At 64.0% G+C, this 14,409-nt stretch carries 10 protein-coding genes and 2 pseudogenes; 5 read left to right on the top strand and 7 right to left on the bottom strand.

Annotation, left to right across the window (positions count from 1 at the left end; translation table 11 throughout):
• Window positions 1–4 precede the first annotated feature (4 nt).
• The gene (locus AAFX91_RS29760) at window positions 5–1,570 is read right to left on the bottom strand and encodes a glycosyltransferase family 39 protein (RefSeq protein ID WP_394569005.1); all 1,566 of its coding nucleotides are present in this window, start codon (window positions 1,568–1,570) and stop codon (window positions 5–7) included.
• A gap of 380 nt (window positions 1,571–1,950) precedes the next feature.
• Between AAFX91_RS29760 and AAFX91_RS29755 the strand changes: the two genes are divergently transcribed.
• Both AAFX91_RS29755 and AAFX91_RS29750 read left to right on the top strand, forming a co-directional pair.
• Window positions 1,951–3,687, top strand: coding sequence for an adenylate/guanylate cyclase domain-containing protein (locus AAFX91_RS29755; RefSeq protein WP_394569004.1), 1,737 nt, complete (start codon window positions 1,951–1,953; stop codon window positions 3,685–3,687).
• 332 nt (window positions 3,688–4,019) lie between these two features.
• Complete coding sequence (locus AAFX91_RS29750) at window positions 4,020–4,220, top strand: cold-shock protein (protein WP_130583670.1); 201 nt, start codon at window positions 4,020–4,022, stop codon at window positions 4,218–4,220.
• Between the two features lie 117 nt (window positions 4,221–4,337).
• Here AAFX91_RS29750 and AAFX91_RS29745 read toward each other — a convergent pair.
• The 5 genes and pseudogenes from AAFX91_RS29745 to AAFX91_RS29725 form a co-directional block, all read right to left on the bottom strand.
• A pseudogene (locus AAFX91_RS29745) lies at window positions 4,338–4,841 on the bottom strand (hypothetical protein); the annotation flags it as partial.
• A 341-nt stretch (window positions 4,842–5,182) separates the two neighbouring features.
• The gene (locus AAFX91_RS29740) at window positions 5,183–5,851 is read right to left on the bottom strand and encodes a siderophore-interacting protein (RefSeq protein ID WP_394569003.1); all 669 of its coding nucleotides are present in this window, start codon (window positions 5,849–5,851) and stop codon (window positions 5,183–5,185) included.
• Window positions 5,852–5,983: 132 nt separating this feature from the next.
• Complete coding sequence (locus AAFX91_RS29735; RefSeq protein WP_394569002.1) at window positions 5,984–6,673, bottom strand: O-methyltransferase; 690 nt, start codon at window positions 6,671–6,673, stop codon at window positions 5,984–5,986.
• A 244-nt stretch (window positions 6,674–6,917) separates the two neighbouring features.
• Window positions 6,918–7,673, bottom strand: coding sequence for an AraC family transcriptional regulator (locus AAFX91_RS29730; RefSeq protein WP_394569001.1), 756 nt, complete (start codon window positions 7,671–7,673; stop codon window positions 6,918–6,920).
• An 81-nt stretch (window positions 7,674–7,754) separates the two neighbouring features.
• On the bottom strand, window positions 7,755–8,219 hold the full coding sequence (locus tag AAFX91_RS29725) for an Lrp/AsnC ligand binding domain-containing protein (RefSeq protein ID WP_130583583.1): 465 nt from the start codon (window positions 8,217–8,219) through the stop codon (window positions 7,755–7,757).
• 111 nt (window positions 8,220–8,330) lie between these two features.
• On the opposite strand from AAFX91_RS29725, the gene putA reads away from it, so the two are divergent.
• A complete protein-coding gene (putA, locus tag AAFX91_RS29720) occupies window positions 8,331–11,339 on the top strand; it encodes a bifunctional proline dehydrogenase/L-glutamate gamma-semialdehyde dehydrogenase PutA (RefSeq protein WP_394569000.1) in 3,009 nt (1,002 codons plus the stop codon).
• A gap of 204 nt (window positions 11,340–11,543) precedes the next feature.
• Window positions 11,544–12,748 (top strand): annotated as a pseudogene (locus tag AAFX91_RS29715) (CaiB/BaiF CoA transferase family protein).
• A gap of 196 nt (window positions 12,749–12,944) precedes the next feature.
• Here AAFX91_RS29715 and AAFX91_RS29710 read toward each other — a convergent pair.
• Complete coding sequence (locus AAFX91_RS29710) at window positions 12,945–13,541, bottom strand: TetR/AcrR family transcriptional regulator (RefSeq protein WP_282532497.1); 597 nt, start codon at window positions 13,539–13,541, stop codon at window positions 12,945–12,947.
• Between the two features lie 115 nt (window positions 13,542–13,656).
• Here AAFX91_RS29710 and AAFX91_RS29705 point away from each other — a divergent pair, with 115 nt between their 5' ends.
• Entirely contained in the window at window positions 13,657–14,301 is a 645-nt protein-coding gene (locus AAFX91_RS29705) for a glutathione S-transferase family protein (protein ID WP_394568999.1), read from the top strand.
• The last annotated feature ends 108 nt before the right edge of the window (window positions 14,302–14,409 follow it).

Below are 14,409 nucleotides of genomic sequence, written 5' to 3'. Positions count from 1 at the left end.
CCGCTTACGCCAATGCAACTTGACAATCCAGATAGTCGCTCATCCGGCGCTTCGCGCCACCTTCTCCCACAAGGGGAGAAGGTGAAATCAGCATCGCCAGCACGCGCCAGCGGAATAGCGGCGAATCCGGTGGCGGCGAGAGTTCTGGGGTGTAGCCGGTGAGCTTTTCCAGCGAAAAGCTGTCCATCACCATGCCGCGCCAGACGCGCTCGACGCGTTCGAGCGGCTGGCGCGCGGCGCCCGCCGAATCCAAGAATGGCATCTGGCTGTCGAGCTCGCGCACGACATAGATGCCGGCGTGATCCCTGATGCGGTCCATGCCGGGATCGCGGAAGCCCTGGAATCGGCCGCGCTCGTTGAGCTGGATCACGGGCACGCGGCCATTGAAGAACAAGCGCAGCATCGCATAGGTGCGGTAGTCAGTGGTCGCGATCCAGGTCGCGCCCTGCTTCTGCAATTGATCTTCGACGCGCGCGGCGAGCTGCTCGTAGCCGGCTTCGCCGCCGATCGGATCGGTGCGGCCGATCAAATTGAAGGGCGTCGCGACATAATACAAGAACACACAGACGACGAAGACGAGACCTGACATCACCGCGATCCGCGCCCAGGAGATGGTCGCGCGGATCATCCATTTCGGAAAACCTTCGCGCGGCAGCATCGCGATGTTGATGGCGGTGGCGGCAAAGCCGGCGGGCCACAGGAACATCGGCCAGGTGTCGCCGACCCGAAGCGTCAGCGACTTCCACAGGAAATAGAAGAACGGCACGATCACCGCGGTCGAGAGCAGGATCGCCACCGGCTCGCGGGTGCGATAGCCGCGCCATGCGGTGAGCGTCACGCCCGACAGCACCACCGGCAGCACCACGAATCCGACCAAGCCGAGTTGCAGCGCGAAAAACTCACCCAAGGTGCGGAGCGAGAACGGATGATCCGCGGTGGCGCGCACCGCCTGGAAGCGGAACGAGGCCCAATCATGCTGGTCATTCCAGATCAGCACCGGCGAGAACACGAGGATTGCGGCCACGATGGCCAGATAAGGATAGGGGCTGGAGAGCCAGCGCCACCGCCAGGACGGCACCAGAATGAACGCCACGACTGCCGGCACCAGCATGATCGCGGTGAATTTCGACAGCAGCGCGAGCCCACCGAACAGCCCGGCGGCGAGCCACCAGCGCCCGTCGCCGCTTTCGGTGAGCCGCACCAGCGACCACAACATCGCGACCGCAAACGGGATCATCGCGATGTCGGGCGCGACCTTCGCCATCAAGAGGCCGTAATAGAGCGCCGCCTCCGGCAACAGCAGCGCCAGCACGATCGCCCTGAAATCATGGGTGACGCGGCGGACGATGTCCGCGAGCAGGAGCTGGGTCGCCAGCATCGCCAGAACGCCGGCAAAGCGCGCGCCGAGATTGGTGTCGCCGAAGATCGCGGTGCCGAAGCGGACGAACCAGGCGATCATGGGGGGATGATCGAGGAACGACAGCACGTTCTCCTTCGACCAGGTCCAGTAATAGGCCTCGTCCGTGCGCAGGTCGAGCACGGCCGCATAGATCAGGCGCAGAACCGTCATCGCCGCGATCAGGGCGATCACGACGGGCCATGATGGCGCGGAAGGATAGTCGTCCGGCGTTGCGCGGCCGGCTTTGAGCGGGATCTTCGTCACGGCCGCGCTTTTCCTAGACTCCCAGCGGGGTGTCAACGTGTCGCGGGAAAAGAATGATAGGCGGGCGTTCCGGCAGGCCGGCCATGGACTGGTGCGCAAACCTGGGCGTGGCGGGCGTGAAATGCGGCCTCTTCCACGAGGGAGCGGCGGATTTGAGAATTCGGAAGCATTATACGATTTGGCTATAATGGAGCGGCACGGGGCCAGGACGGCGTACGAGGCCAGGACGGCGACAGTGTTCGGCAGGGAATAAGGCATTAGATTTGACGATAGTAGCTACGGATCACATGGCCTCCTCTGCGCGCCAGCAATTACGAGAATTTTTCCGCGGCATCGGCTTGCGGCAGGTTCGGCTCGCCTGCGGCACTATTCTGTTCGCTTATCTGGTCAGCCATTTCCTCAATCACGCGCTCGGCAATATCTCGCTGGACGCGCTGGCCTGGGGCGTCAACTGGCACACCGCCTTCTGGCAATTCCGGCCCGTTGCCTTCATTTTCTACGGCGCATGCCTCGTGCATTCCGGGCTCGGCATCTGGGCGCTGTATCAGCGCCGACAGTTCGGCTGGAAGGCGATCGAGCCGCTGCAACTGCTGTTGGGCTTGAGCATTCCTTTCCTGATCATCGCCCATATCGTCGGCGTGCGCCTCGGCCAGACGCTGTACGGGCACGAGAAGCTCTATCCGCAGGAACTCTATATATTCTTCATCGGCGCGAGACAGAGGCTGTTGCCGATGCTCGCGGTGCTCGTCATCGCCTGGGTACACGGCTGCATCGGGCTTTATTTCTGGCTGAGGATGCGCCGCTTCTTCAAGCGCGCGGCGCCGTTTCTGCTGGCGGCCGCCGTGCTGATCCCGACGCTGGCGCTACTCGGCGTCTACCAGGGCGGACGCACCGTGATCGCCGACAGCACCGATCCCGCGTGGCGGCACGACAACCTGTCCGCGCAACATGTCGGCACGCTGGAGCAGGCTGATATGCTCGATCGCATCACCAGCGGTATGACGATCGGCTATGTCGGCCTGCTTGTCCTGGTGCTGCTCGCGCGCGGCGGACGCGCCATCCTCGAGCGGCGCGGCGGCATGATCAGCCTGTCCTACGGCAATGGCCGCATCGTCCGGGTGCCCAAGGGATTGAGCGTGCTGGAGGCGAGCCTGCGCCACAACGTGCCGCATGCCTCCGTCTGCGGCGGCCGCGCGCGCTGCTCGACCTGCCGCATCCGCATCATCGGCGACTGCAGCATGCTGCCCGAACCTTCGCCGCGCGAGGCCTTCGTGCTCAGCCGCGTCGGATCGACCGATCCCTCGATCCGGCTCGCCTGCCAGCTCAAGCCGACCACCGACCTCTCCTTCTTCCAACTCTTCACGCCGCACACGATGTCGGCCACTGCGCATGCGTCGAACCCGACGCGGATCGGGCAAGAGCGCTATCTCGTCAGCCTGTTCGTCGACATGCGCGGCTCGACGCAGCTTGCGGAGACGCGGCTGCCGTTCGACACCGTCTTCATCGTCAACCGCTTCCTCAGCGCGGTGTCGCAGGCGGTGATCGAGAGCGGCGGCCAGCCCAACCAGTTCGTCGGCGACGGCATGCTGGCGCTGTTTGGCCTCGCGAGCAGCCGGCAACAGGCCTGCCTGCAGGCGCTGCGCGCGGCGGCACAGATCGGCAAGAACATCGACGAATTGAACCAGTTCCTGAGCCATGACCTGCCCGAGCCGATCCGCTTCGGCATCGGCATCCATGGCGGCGAGGTGATCGTCGGCGACATCGGCTATCGCGACCACATGGTGTTCACCGCGCTCGGCGACGCCGTCAATGTCGCGGCGCGATTGCAGGACATGACCAAGACGCTTGGCTGCGAAGCCATCTTCTCCGAGGAGGTGCGCATCACCGCGGGCCTCACCGCCGATGCGCTTCCCGAACAGGAAGTCGCGATCCGCGGCCGCAACGAGCCGATGACCGTGCGCACCGTCGACGACACGCGCACACTGTCCGCGCTGGTCAACGGCGATCAGGTCGTTGCGGCCTGATTATCATCTGTTAGTCGCACCGTTCGGCGATCGCTGCCGCATCGTCAACGTCGGCGTGCGCTGATCGTGAGCGCTGACTTACCAAGCTCCGGCCGTGACAGATGCCCGAGACTTGCCGCGATTGGCCGATCTTTTCCACGGGAATGAATGGGAAATAGGCAAAACGGCGCAAAAGCGCCGCGAAACGGCGTGTTTCCGCCAAAATCACGCGTGAGCTTTGCGCTACCAAGCGCGACGCAATCTGCGTTATCCTGCGCCTTGCGAACATGCCGGGGTGTGCGGGGACCGGCCCGTTCGTTTTATTATTTGATTTTCCGCCGGAGACGACGTGAATGGCTAAAGGTACTGTAAAATGGTTCAACCCGACCAAGGGCTACGGGTTCATTCAACCCGCATCGGGTGGCAAGGACATATTCGTTCATATCTCAGCGGTTCAGAAGGCCGGCCTTACGACGCTCAATGAAGGGCAGTCGGTCGAGTACGACGAGATCGCCAACCGCGGCCGGACATCGGCGGAGAATTTGAAGGTCTAGCATCATCGACGAAGGCCGCACTCTCGGGGATGCGTCCGGGAGTGACGCCCAAACAAATTGCAACAGAGGGAAACGTTCACAAGGAGCTGAGCGCGCGCATCCGCGCGTCGGCCACTTTCAGTCCTCCGTCACCCATTTGGCGACGGGCATGACATCCGGCGGCTGCAGATAGCCGCGTGGCCACAGATCGACGGCCCATTCCACCTTGGTGGCGCGCTCGACCAGCACCGCTGTATTGTGCGGCGTCTGCAGCACCAGCGTGTTGCCGCGGTAATGCGGATCGCCAACGACGTGGTGCTTCAGCAGATTCCATTGCTGCAGTACCAAGAGCAGGCTCGTGGTGTTGCGGGTGGTGTCCCAGCAATCGTAATTGTGCTTGTCGTCGAAATAGCGGAAATCGGCTTTCGCTACCCGCTTCTCGGTGCCGATGATCGGACCCATGCGACGGTCGAACCACATCACCGCTTTTTGCACCGCAGCACGCTCGGCGGCCGCGGAGGCGCGGCCCGCATTCATGATCTGCGTCAGCGCGGCGCGGTCGGCGGCGCTGAAATCCAGGATCTCGCGGCGGCGGCAGACGAAGCCGTAGCAGACCGTCATCGCGTTCGCCGAGGGCGGATAGTTGAGCGTGGGCCGTGCTGCATCGATCGATCGGTGTCGCTCATGAAACCTGCACCCCAGAAGCGTTTTCGAGCGAAGTGGATACCGGTTCGCTTGAAGAAAACGCAACAAAACAAGAATCCAGAGCTTGGGTTCTGATTCCATCAGGACCAGAGCTCCAGGAGGGGTTTGAGGATTAGCGTGGCCTCTCGATCCTGCCAATATGCCGGATAAGAGCCTGTGGATCACATCGCGCGTGGCAGACCTTCCAAATTTTAGCATGTCAATTTGAACATGATCTCCGCGCAAACGCTTCGCGTTTGTCGCGAGGGAAACCGCCCCCCACTTTTCCGGATCATGCTTTAGTCCAACCCGATCTTGCCCTGCGCCCAATAGGCCTTGGTCTTCACCCGCGATGATGCGACGCCGGCTGCTTTCAAGGCCCGGCTTACGCGCTGGATCGACGATGCCTTGCCTGTAAGAATGAAATGCGCGCCGCTTGCGGCAAGGCGCAACACCTCAGTTTCGGCCGCGGCAAGATGGGCGTCGTCGGCGGTGCGCTCCATCAACGTTGCTTGGCCGAGGCCGATCGCCTCCAGCACCGGCCGCGACTCCGCGACATCCGAGGCCTCGAACACATGGATTGCAGCGTCAGCCTGCGGGCTGTCGCGGAGTGCCGCCGCCAGGCCGAACGAGGTTTCATCGCCGAACAGGACCACCGGCGATTCAAGGCCGGATAGATCGAGCGAGCGGCGCGGACCGAAGAACTGGCAGATGTCGCCTTCGCGCAGGCCGCTTGCCCATCGGCTGCCGGGACCGTCGCCATGCGCGAAGGTGAGCATTCGTGTCCTGCCGCTGTCGGCGTCCCACGATATCGGCGTGTAGGTCCGCGCGCTAAGGCCCGAGCCCATCGAGACCTGGACCTTTTGGCCAGCCGTCCAGGCGACGTTCCTGAGCGCTTCGCTTTCGAGGTCGACCAGCCGAAAGTGCGGCGAGAGCGTCTCGACTGCGGCAACGCGCGCAGGACGCATCAGCCATCGCAGCAACATCCGCGTGACTCGACCCGGCGGGGCGAGCGGCGGCGCAGAATTTTCCGGCCCGTGGGCGGGTTGGGTCAAAGGTTGGCTCCTTGCACCGAAATTTCGACGTCGCTGCCGCGCGGATCACTTCGTCTTGACGGTGACTTCGTTGCCGCGCCCCGGATCGAACGACAGCGGCAGTGAGAGATAGCCGTTCTGCGGATCGCGCACGTAGTCGATATAGCCGGAGCCTTCCTCGAACGCGTTCTCGCCGATGATCATCGCGCCGGGCTTCAGGTAGGGCTCCAGCAGCTTGAGAATGGGAAGATAGAGGGTGAAGGCGCCGTCGAGCATCAGCATGTCGATGTCGCCGCCGACGCCGGGTTTGAGGGTTTCCCGCGCGTCGCCAACCCGAAACTCGACCAGATCGGCCAGCCCGGCGCCGGCGACGTTCGCCTGCGCCCGCGCGACCTTGCTGGGCTCGAGATCGGTCCCGATCAGGCGGCCGCCGGCCATGTCGCGCAACGCTGCAGCCATGTAGATGGCGGAAACCCCCATTGAAGAGCCGAACTCCACGATGCGCTTGGCCTTGCAGCTACGGGCGCACATGTAGAGAAACCGCCCGAATTCCGGGGAGACATTCAGGAAATTCCCAGCGAGACCGTGATAGAGTCCCGCCAAATCTTTGGTCTCAGCTTCGATGAACTGGCTGATCGCCTCGCCATTGGTCGTCTCGCTCATGTAAGCCTGCATCAGAGGCGCGTCGGCGGCTTCCGCTTCCTGATGAAGACGTTGGAGAACCTCCGCGACCGGGCCGCTGCTGAGTGAATCCATGTTCCGGGCTCTTCTCTCTTTGTTTGAGCATGATCTCCGCGCAAACGCTTCGCGTTTGTCGCGAGGGAAAACCGGTTTCCACTTTTCCGGATCATGCTCTGGAATGCGCCCGCCGGCGCGCCAGCGTGTTAGCGTCAGAGCCAGGATAGGAAATTGCCGACCTGACCGCATTCCGCAAACGGGACAAAATATTGCGATTTTTGGTCAACACCAGCGTGGGGATTTGTCCGAAGCCGGACAGAGATCACGCGGCAATGCGGCGGTCCGCCAGATATCGGGCGGGCGGCTTGCCAAGGGCCTTGCGGAACATGGTGACGAAGGCGCTCGCGCCCTCATAGCCGAGATCGAGCGCCACGGTCTGGACTGACGCCCCTTCGGCGAGACGCTGCAGCGCAATGAGGATGTGGAGCTGCCGGCGCCAGCGGCCGAAGCTCATGCCGGTCTCGCGTTTCAGGGCGCGGGTCAAGGTCCGCTGGGCGATGGCCATGCGCCGGCCCCAGTCGTCGATCGTCGCGCGGTCGGAAGGGTCGACGGGCGCCAGCGACAGTTGGTCGAGCAGCACAGTGGCGATCCGGCCGTCGGCGCCATCGACATCGTACAGGACCGGCATCTGGGCAACGTGCAGCAGCAAACGCTCCAGCAACGGCGAGATCGACAGCGTGCAGCATCGCCTGGGCAGCGCCGGCGCCGCATCCGGTTCGACGAACAGGCAATATACCTCGACATTTCCGGCGAGGGACACGCTGTGGGGAAGATTGCCGGGAATCCACACCGCACAGCGCGGCGGCACGATCCAGACACCTTGGTCGGCTTCGCACCTAACGACGCCCCGCAAGGTCAGGACAAGCTGGGCCTTCCGATGCTCGTGCATGGCGAGCTCCATGCCCTTCGTGACCATGTAGCCGCCGAAAACGGCGGCGGCCCGTGGCACGTCCTCCGGAGAGAAACCGACGCCATCCGCGGAGTCGAGGTCGTTTTCCTCGTGACGATAGAACGGCATGGCGGGTGACGATCGATCCGAATGCGATTGACCAGATCAGACAATATCAGTCCGCGATTGCGACTTTCAACACGGAGGCCCCTAGGAGACCGGCAGCGGCGCGTCGCGCTTGACCTCTTCCATCACGGCGTAAGTGCGCGTCTCCTTCACGCCGGGGAGCGCGAGCAGGCTCTCGCCGAGGAAGCGGCGATAGGCGGTCATGTCGGCGACGCGCGCCTTGACCAGATAATCGAAGCCGCCGGCCACCATGTGGCACTCCAGGACTTCCGGCGCGGCCCGCACGGCGTGGGCGAACTTTTCGAAGACATCAGGCGTGGTCTTGTCGAGCATCACCTCGACGAACACGAGCAGCCCGAGGCCGAGCCGGTGCGGATTGAGGCGGGCACCGAACCCCTCGACAAATCCCTCGCGCTGCAGCCGTTTCAGCCGCTCGCCGACCGAGGTCGGGGACAGGCCAATGCGCTCTGCCAGCTCGACATTGGCGATTCGGCCGTCGTCCTGCAGAATTTCGAGGATTTTGCGGTCTATTTTATCAAGTTCCGGCATATATCGGCCATACGCCTATATTTCCTGATTTTCTAAGCCATATGTACGAATTTGTCTATCGAAATACGGTTCGGATGGAAGTAACGTCTTGGTGGGTCTGAGGAAAACGCCATGCCGGTCGAATACGCTTCTCTTCCACCTTTCAGCGCGGCCTATGCGCCGGACGATGGCGCGATCGCGGCGCGGCTGCTGTTGGATGCGCGGCTTGGCGCGGAGCAGGAAGCACGGATCGACGCCACCGCGACGCGGCTGATCGAGGCGATCCGCACCAATGACGATCCGCTGGGCGGCATCGAGGACATGCTGCGCGAATTCGCGCTCTCAACGAAGGAGGGCCTGGCGCTGATGGTGCTGGCGGAAGCCCTGCTGCGCGTGCCCGATGCGCGCACCGCCGACCTGTTCATCGAGGACAAGCTGGCTCAGGGCGATTTCGTCCGTCACGAGACCAAATCGAGCGCGTTCCTGGTCAATGCCTCGGCCTGGGCGCTCGGCATGTCCGCGCGCGTGATCCAGCCCGGCGAGACCCCGCAGGGCACGATCGGACGACTGACAAAACGGCTCGGCGCGCCGGCGGTGCGCGCCGCCACGCGTCAGGCGATGCGGCTGATGGGCAGCCACTTCGTGCTCGGCGAGACCATCGAGGCAGCGCTGTCGCGGGCGAATTCGCAGTCGGCTGAGAGGCCGCGCTATTCCTTCGACATGCTCGGCGAAGGTGCGCGCACCGCCGAGGATGCCGAACGCTACTTCAACTCGTATGCGCGCGCGATCGAGGCGATCGGGCGCGCGGCGGACAACCGTCCCCTGCCCGACCGGCCCGGCATTTCCGTCAAACTCTCTGCCCTGCATCCGCGCTTCGAGGCGGTGAGCCACGGTCGCGTGATGCGCGAGCTGGTGCCGCGGCTGGTCGAACTTGCGCGGCAGGCCAAGGCCTTCAACCTGAACTTCACCGTCGATGCCGAGGAAGCCGACCGGCTGGAATTGTCGCTCGACGTGATCGCCGCGGCGTTTGCCGACGATGCGCTTGCCGGCTGGGACGGCTTCGGCCTCGCGATTCAGGCCTATCAAAAGCGCGCCGGTGAGGTGATCGACTATGTCGACCAGCTCGCGCGAAGCGCGAACCGCCGGATGATGGTGCGGCTGGTCAAGGGCGCCTATTGGGACACCGAGATCAAGCGCGCGCAGGAGCGCGGGCTCGACGACTATCCGGTGTTCACCCGCAAGACGTTGACCGATTTGAACTACATCGCCTGCGCAAGGAAGCTGTTGGCGTTGCGGCCGCGTCTGTTTCCGCAATTCGCGACCCACAACGCGCTCACCGTCGCGACCATTCTGGAGCTCGCCGGCGACGGCAGCAGCTTCGAATTCCAGCGCCTGCATGGCATGGGCGAAGCGCTTTATGCGCAGCTTGCCATGGACCGTCCCGACATCGCCTTCCGCACCTATGCGCCGGTCGGCAGCCATCGCGACCTGCTCGCCTATCTGGTGCGGCGCTTGCTCGAGAACGGCGCCAATTCGTCCTTCGTCGCGCTCGCGGCCGATGAGGCGGTGCCCGTAAAGACATTGCTGCGCCGGCCGGCCGACATCATCGGCACGGCAGAGCATGCGCGGCATCCGAACATCCCGCTGCCGCAGGATCTCTATCGGCCGGAGCGGCAGAATTCGCGCGGCATCGAGTTCGGCGAACGCGCCGCACTGAATCGCCTGTTATCGGCGATCGGCACCGAAACAGTGCCGGCTGGACGTATCGTCGAATCGACTGCGGAAAAAGCGAATGCTGCGGTCGCCGCGGCGCGCCGCGGTTTTGCCCGCTGGAGCCGGACGCCGGCCGAGACGCGCGCGAAAATCCTCGAACGCGCCGCGGAGCTCCTGCAGCAACGCGCCGCGCATTTCATCGCGCTGCTGCAGCGCGAAGGCGGCAAGACGCTGGATGACGCGCTCTCCGAGGTGCGGGAGGCTACCGATTTCTGCCGCTACTACGCCGCGCAGGGTCGCAAGCTGTTCGGCGACGGCGAGGCGATGCCGGGACCGACCGGTGAGAGCAACGTGCTCGTCTTGCGCGGCCGCGGCGTCTTCGTCGCGATCTCGCCGTGGAATTTTCCATTGGCGATCTTCCTAGGGCAGGTGACGGCCGCATTGATTGCGGGCAATTCGGTGGTGGCAAAGCCGGCCGAGCAGACGCCGTTGATCGCGTCTGAGGCGGTAGCGCTACTGCACGAGGCGGGCGTGCCCGCTTCTGCCCTGCAGCTCGTGCAGGGCGACGGCCGGATCGGCGCGGCACTGGTGGCGCATCCGGACATCGCGGGCGTCGTCTTCACCGGCTCGACCGAAGTCGCGCGTTCGATCAACCGCACGCTGGCCGCCAAGGATGGCCCGATCGTGCCGCTGATCGCGGAGACCGGCGGCATCAATGCGATGATCGTCGATGCCACCGCGCTCCCCGAGCAGGTTGCCGACGACGTCGTGACCTCGGCGTTCCGCTCCGCCGGACAGCGCTGTTCGGCGCTGCGGCTGCTATTCGTCCAGGACGACGTCGCCGACCGCACGATCGAGATGATCGCCGGCGCCGCGCGCGAATTGAGACTCGGCGATCCCACCGGTCCCTCAACCCACGTCGGACCGGTGATCGATGCGGAAGCAAAACAGCGGCTCGATGCGCACATCGCACGGATGAAGCGGGAGGCGCGCGTGCATTTCGCCGGCACTGCGCCGGAGGGCAATTTCGTCGCGCCGCACATCTTCGAACTGGCGAGCGCAAGCCAGCTCACCGAGGAGGTGTTCGGCCCGATCCTGCACGTGGTGCGCTACCGCGCGGAAAATCTTGGTGACGTGCTGCGCGCGATCGAGGCGACGGGCTACGGACTGACGCTCGGCATCCACTCGCGCATCGACGACGCCGTCGAGGATATCGTCGAGCGCCTTTCGGTCGGTAACATCTACGTCAACCGCAACATGATCGGCGCCGTCGTCGGCGTGCAGCCGTTCGGCGGTTGCGGCCTCTCCGGCACCGGTCCCAAGGCGGGCGGCCCGCATTATTTGGCGCGGTTTGCGACCGAGCAGACAGTGACCGTCAACACGGCCGCCGCCGGTGGCAATGCGGCGCTGCTCGCGGGCGGGGAGTAGCCAGTTTCGTAGTGTGGGCAAAGCGCAGCGTGCCGACCAAGGGTGGGCACGCTAACGCTTTGCCCACCCTACGGCACCGCGGTCGTCGCGAACCCGTTGCATCCCCCACCCTACATGGGTCAAATGTCGCTTCCTCGGGATCATCGGCAGCGGTAATTCCGCCTCACGAACAACAGCAACAAACGTCACGGGAGCGACGGCACGATGGAAAAAGGTATCTTTGAAGGCTTGAAGGTTCTGGACTGCGCGAGCTTCATTGCGGCGCCGGCGGCCGCGACCGTGCTGTCCGACTTCGGGGCCGATGTGATCAAGATCGAGCCACCCGGGGCCGGCGATCCCTACCGCAACCTGCCGAACCTGCCCGGCTATCCCCATACCGAGCACAATTTCGCCTGGCTCCTGGAGGCGCGCAACAAGAAGAGCCTGGCGCTCGACCTCACCAAGCCGGAGGCGCAGGCGGTGCTGTACAAGCTCGTCGCCGAGGCCGACGTCTTCATCACCAACATGCCGCCGCAGGTGCGCGCCAAGCTCGGCATCACCCATGACCACCTCGCCCACCTCAACGACCGCCTGATCTACGCCTCCTTCACCGGCTATGGCGAAAAGGGCGAGGAAGCCAACAAGCCGGGCTTCGACAGCAACGCCTATTGGGCTCGCTCCGGCCTGATGGACCTGGTGCGCGCCGATGAGGACACCACGCCGGCGCGCTCCGTCGCCGGCATGGGCGACCACCCCTGCGCGATGGCGTTCTACGGCGCGATCGTCACCGCGCTGTTCAAGCGCGAGCGCACCGGCAAGGGCTCGCATGTCTCGACCAACCTGATGGCGAATGGCGTCTGGGCCAACAGCGTGCTGGCACAGGCAAAGCTTTGCGGCGCGAAATTCTCCAAGCGCAAGCCGCGCGAAGAGGCGCTGAACGCGGTGACCAACCACTACAAGTGCAAGGACGGCCGCTGGATCATCCTGTCGCTGCTCAACGAGGAGCGGCAATGGCCGACGCTGGCGCGCTGCCTCGGCCGCGAGGACCTCGTCACCGACGAGCGTTTCGCCACCAAGCCGGCCGCCATGCGCGCTCGGTGGAACTGATCAAGATCCTCGACGAAATCTTCGTAACCAGAGACCTCGCCGAGTGGCGCAAGATCCTCGACGGCAATGGCCTCGTGTTCGGCGTGGTCGGCATCCTCGACGACATCCCTGATGACAAGCAGATGATCGAGAACGAGGTGCTGGTGCGGTTCGAGAACGACACCATGCTGACCGTCAACAGCCCGATCTTCATCGATGGAGAGAAAAAGGCGCAGCCGCGCAAGCCGCCGGAAGTCGGCGAGCACTCCGACGAGATCCTGCGGCAGGCGGGCTATGACGAGGCCGCGATCAGCAAGCTGCGCGCAAGCGGCGCGGTGGCGTGATCGCCGACCCTTCCTTCTCCCCTTGTGGGAGAAGGTGGCGCGAAGCGCCGGATGAGTGGTTGTCTCCGCAGGCACCTGAGCGCGTGGAGAGAACCCCTCACCCAAACGAACTTGTGGCCAATGGCTGAGCTGCCCTCTCCCACAAGGGGAGAGGGCGCAACGATTGGCGCCGTCGTCGCGAAGTAAGCTCGTAGGCTCACTTCTTCCCAATCAACCCCTCGACCAGTTCCAGCAGCGCCGCCCTGGTCTCCTGCCGGAAGCTGCGGCGCGGGATGGCGAGTTGCTGCAACAGGATTCCGATCAGCGTGGCAACGAACAGCTCAGCATGCGCGCGTGGGCTCGTCGAGCCGGCTGCGCGCAGCGCGAGCTCGGAGCTCTGCCGCCAGGTGTCGAACCATTCGGCCACGATGGACCGGTAGCGCTCGCTGCGCGCGGCGGCCAGGAACACCTCGTAACAGGCAATGTGAATGTCGGGTTGGGTCTTGAGTTCCTGGCCATACCAGCCGACGAGTTCCTCGATCCAGGCTTCGACATCGAACGCCTTGCTTTGCAGGCTGAGCGATAGCGCCTGCAGCCGTCCAACCTCTCGCGTCAATGCGAAACGCAGCGCAGCGTCGACCAGGATATCGCGTGTGGCAAAATGATGTGTTACGGCGCCGAGCGACATGCCGGCTTCGGCCGCGACTGCGCGATGGGTCACGCGATCGATCCCGGAACGGCCGACGATGCGAAGGGTCGCTTCCATCAGCGGACGCTCGCGCGCGGTTATCTCCTGGTCGGCCTGCTTCGCCAATTTGACTCCCGTTGCATTGCTGCATTGCGCAGTATACAGAACAAATGTTCTGTTTTTCGAATTGTACGTATCGTAACTTGCACTGGCAAGTCGGACCGACGAACAGGAGCGCCCTATGCCTACCTACCGGCTACACTACTTCCCGGAGTCGGGGAACAGCTACAAGCTCGCGCTCATGCTGACGTTGTGCGGCGAGACGTTCGAGGGCGTGTGGACCGATTTCGGCGGCGGTGTGACGCGGACCGCGGAATGGCGCGCCAACGTCAACCCGATGGGCGAGATTCCGGTGCTGGAGGAGGACGGCGTGCGCCTGACCCAGACGGCGCCGATCCTGTTGAAGCTCGCCGAGCAATATGGCCGGTTCGGCGCCGGCAATGCGCAGGAGCAGTTCGAGCTGCTGCGCTGGCTGTTCTGGGACAATCACAAGCTTACCGGCTACATGGCGACCTACCGCTTCCAACGCACCTTCATGCCGTCATCCAATCCGGACGTGCTGAAGTTTCTGCGCGGCCGGATCGATGACTATCTCGGCATCCTCAATCGGCATCTGCAGGACAAAGCCTTCGTGATCGGCGAGCGGCCGACGGTGACCGATTTCTCGATGATGGCCTATCTGCATTATCCGAGCGATGAGACCGGCTATGAGTTCGCCAAGAGCCATCCGGCCATTCATGCGTGGCTCGGCCGCATCGCGGCGCTCCCGGGTTGGAAGTCGGCTTACGACTTGTTGCCGGGAAAACGGCTGAAGCATTACGCGTGAGGTCCCTTCTCCCCTTGTGGGAGAAGGTGGCGCGGTCCTGACCGGCTACATGGGTAACAGAATAGACCGGCGACATGGGTAACAGGTCAACTGGTCGGCAAGGAGGAC

It is taken from the genome of Bradyrhizobium sp. 31Argb (assembly GCF_043638955.1).
Lineage (GTDB): Bacteria > Pseudomonadota > Alphaproteobacteria > Rhizobiales > Xanthobacteraceae > Bradyrhizobium.
Note: the sequence above shows the minus strand (reverse complement) of the source record. Positions and strands in the feature narration are given on the sequence as shown.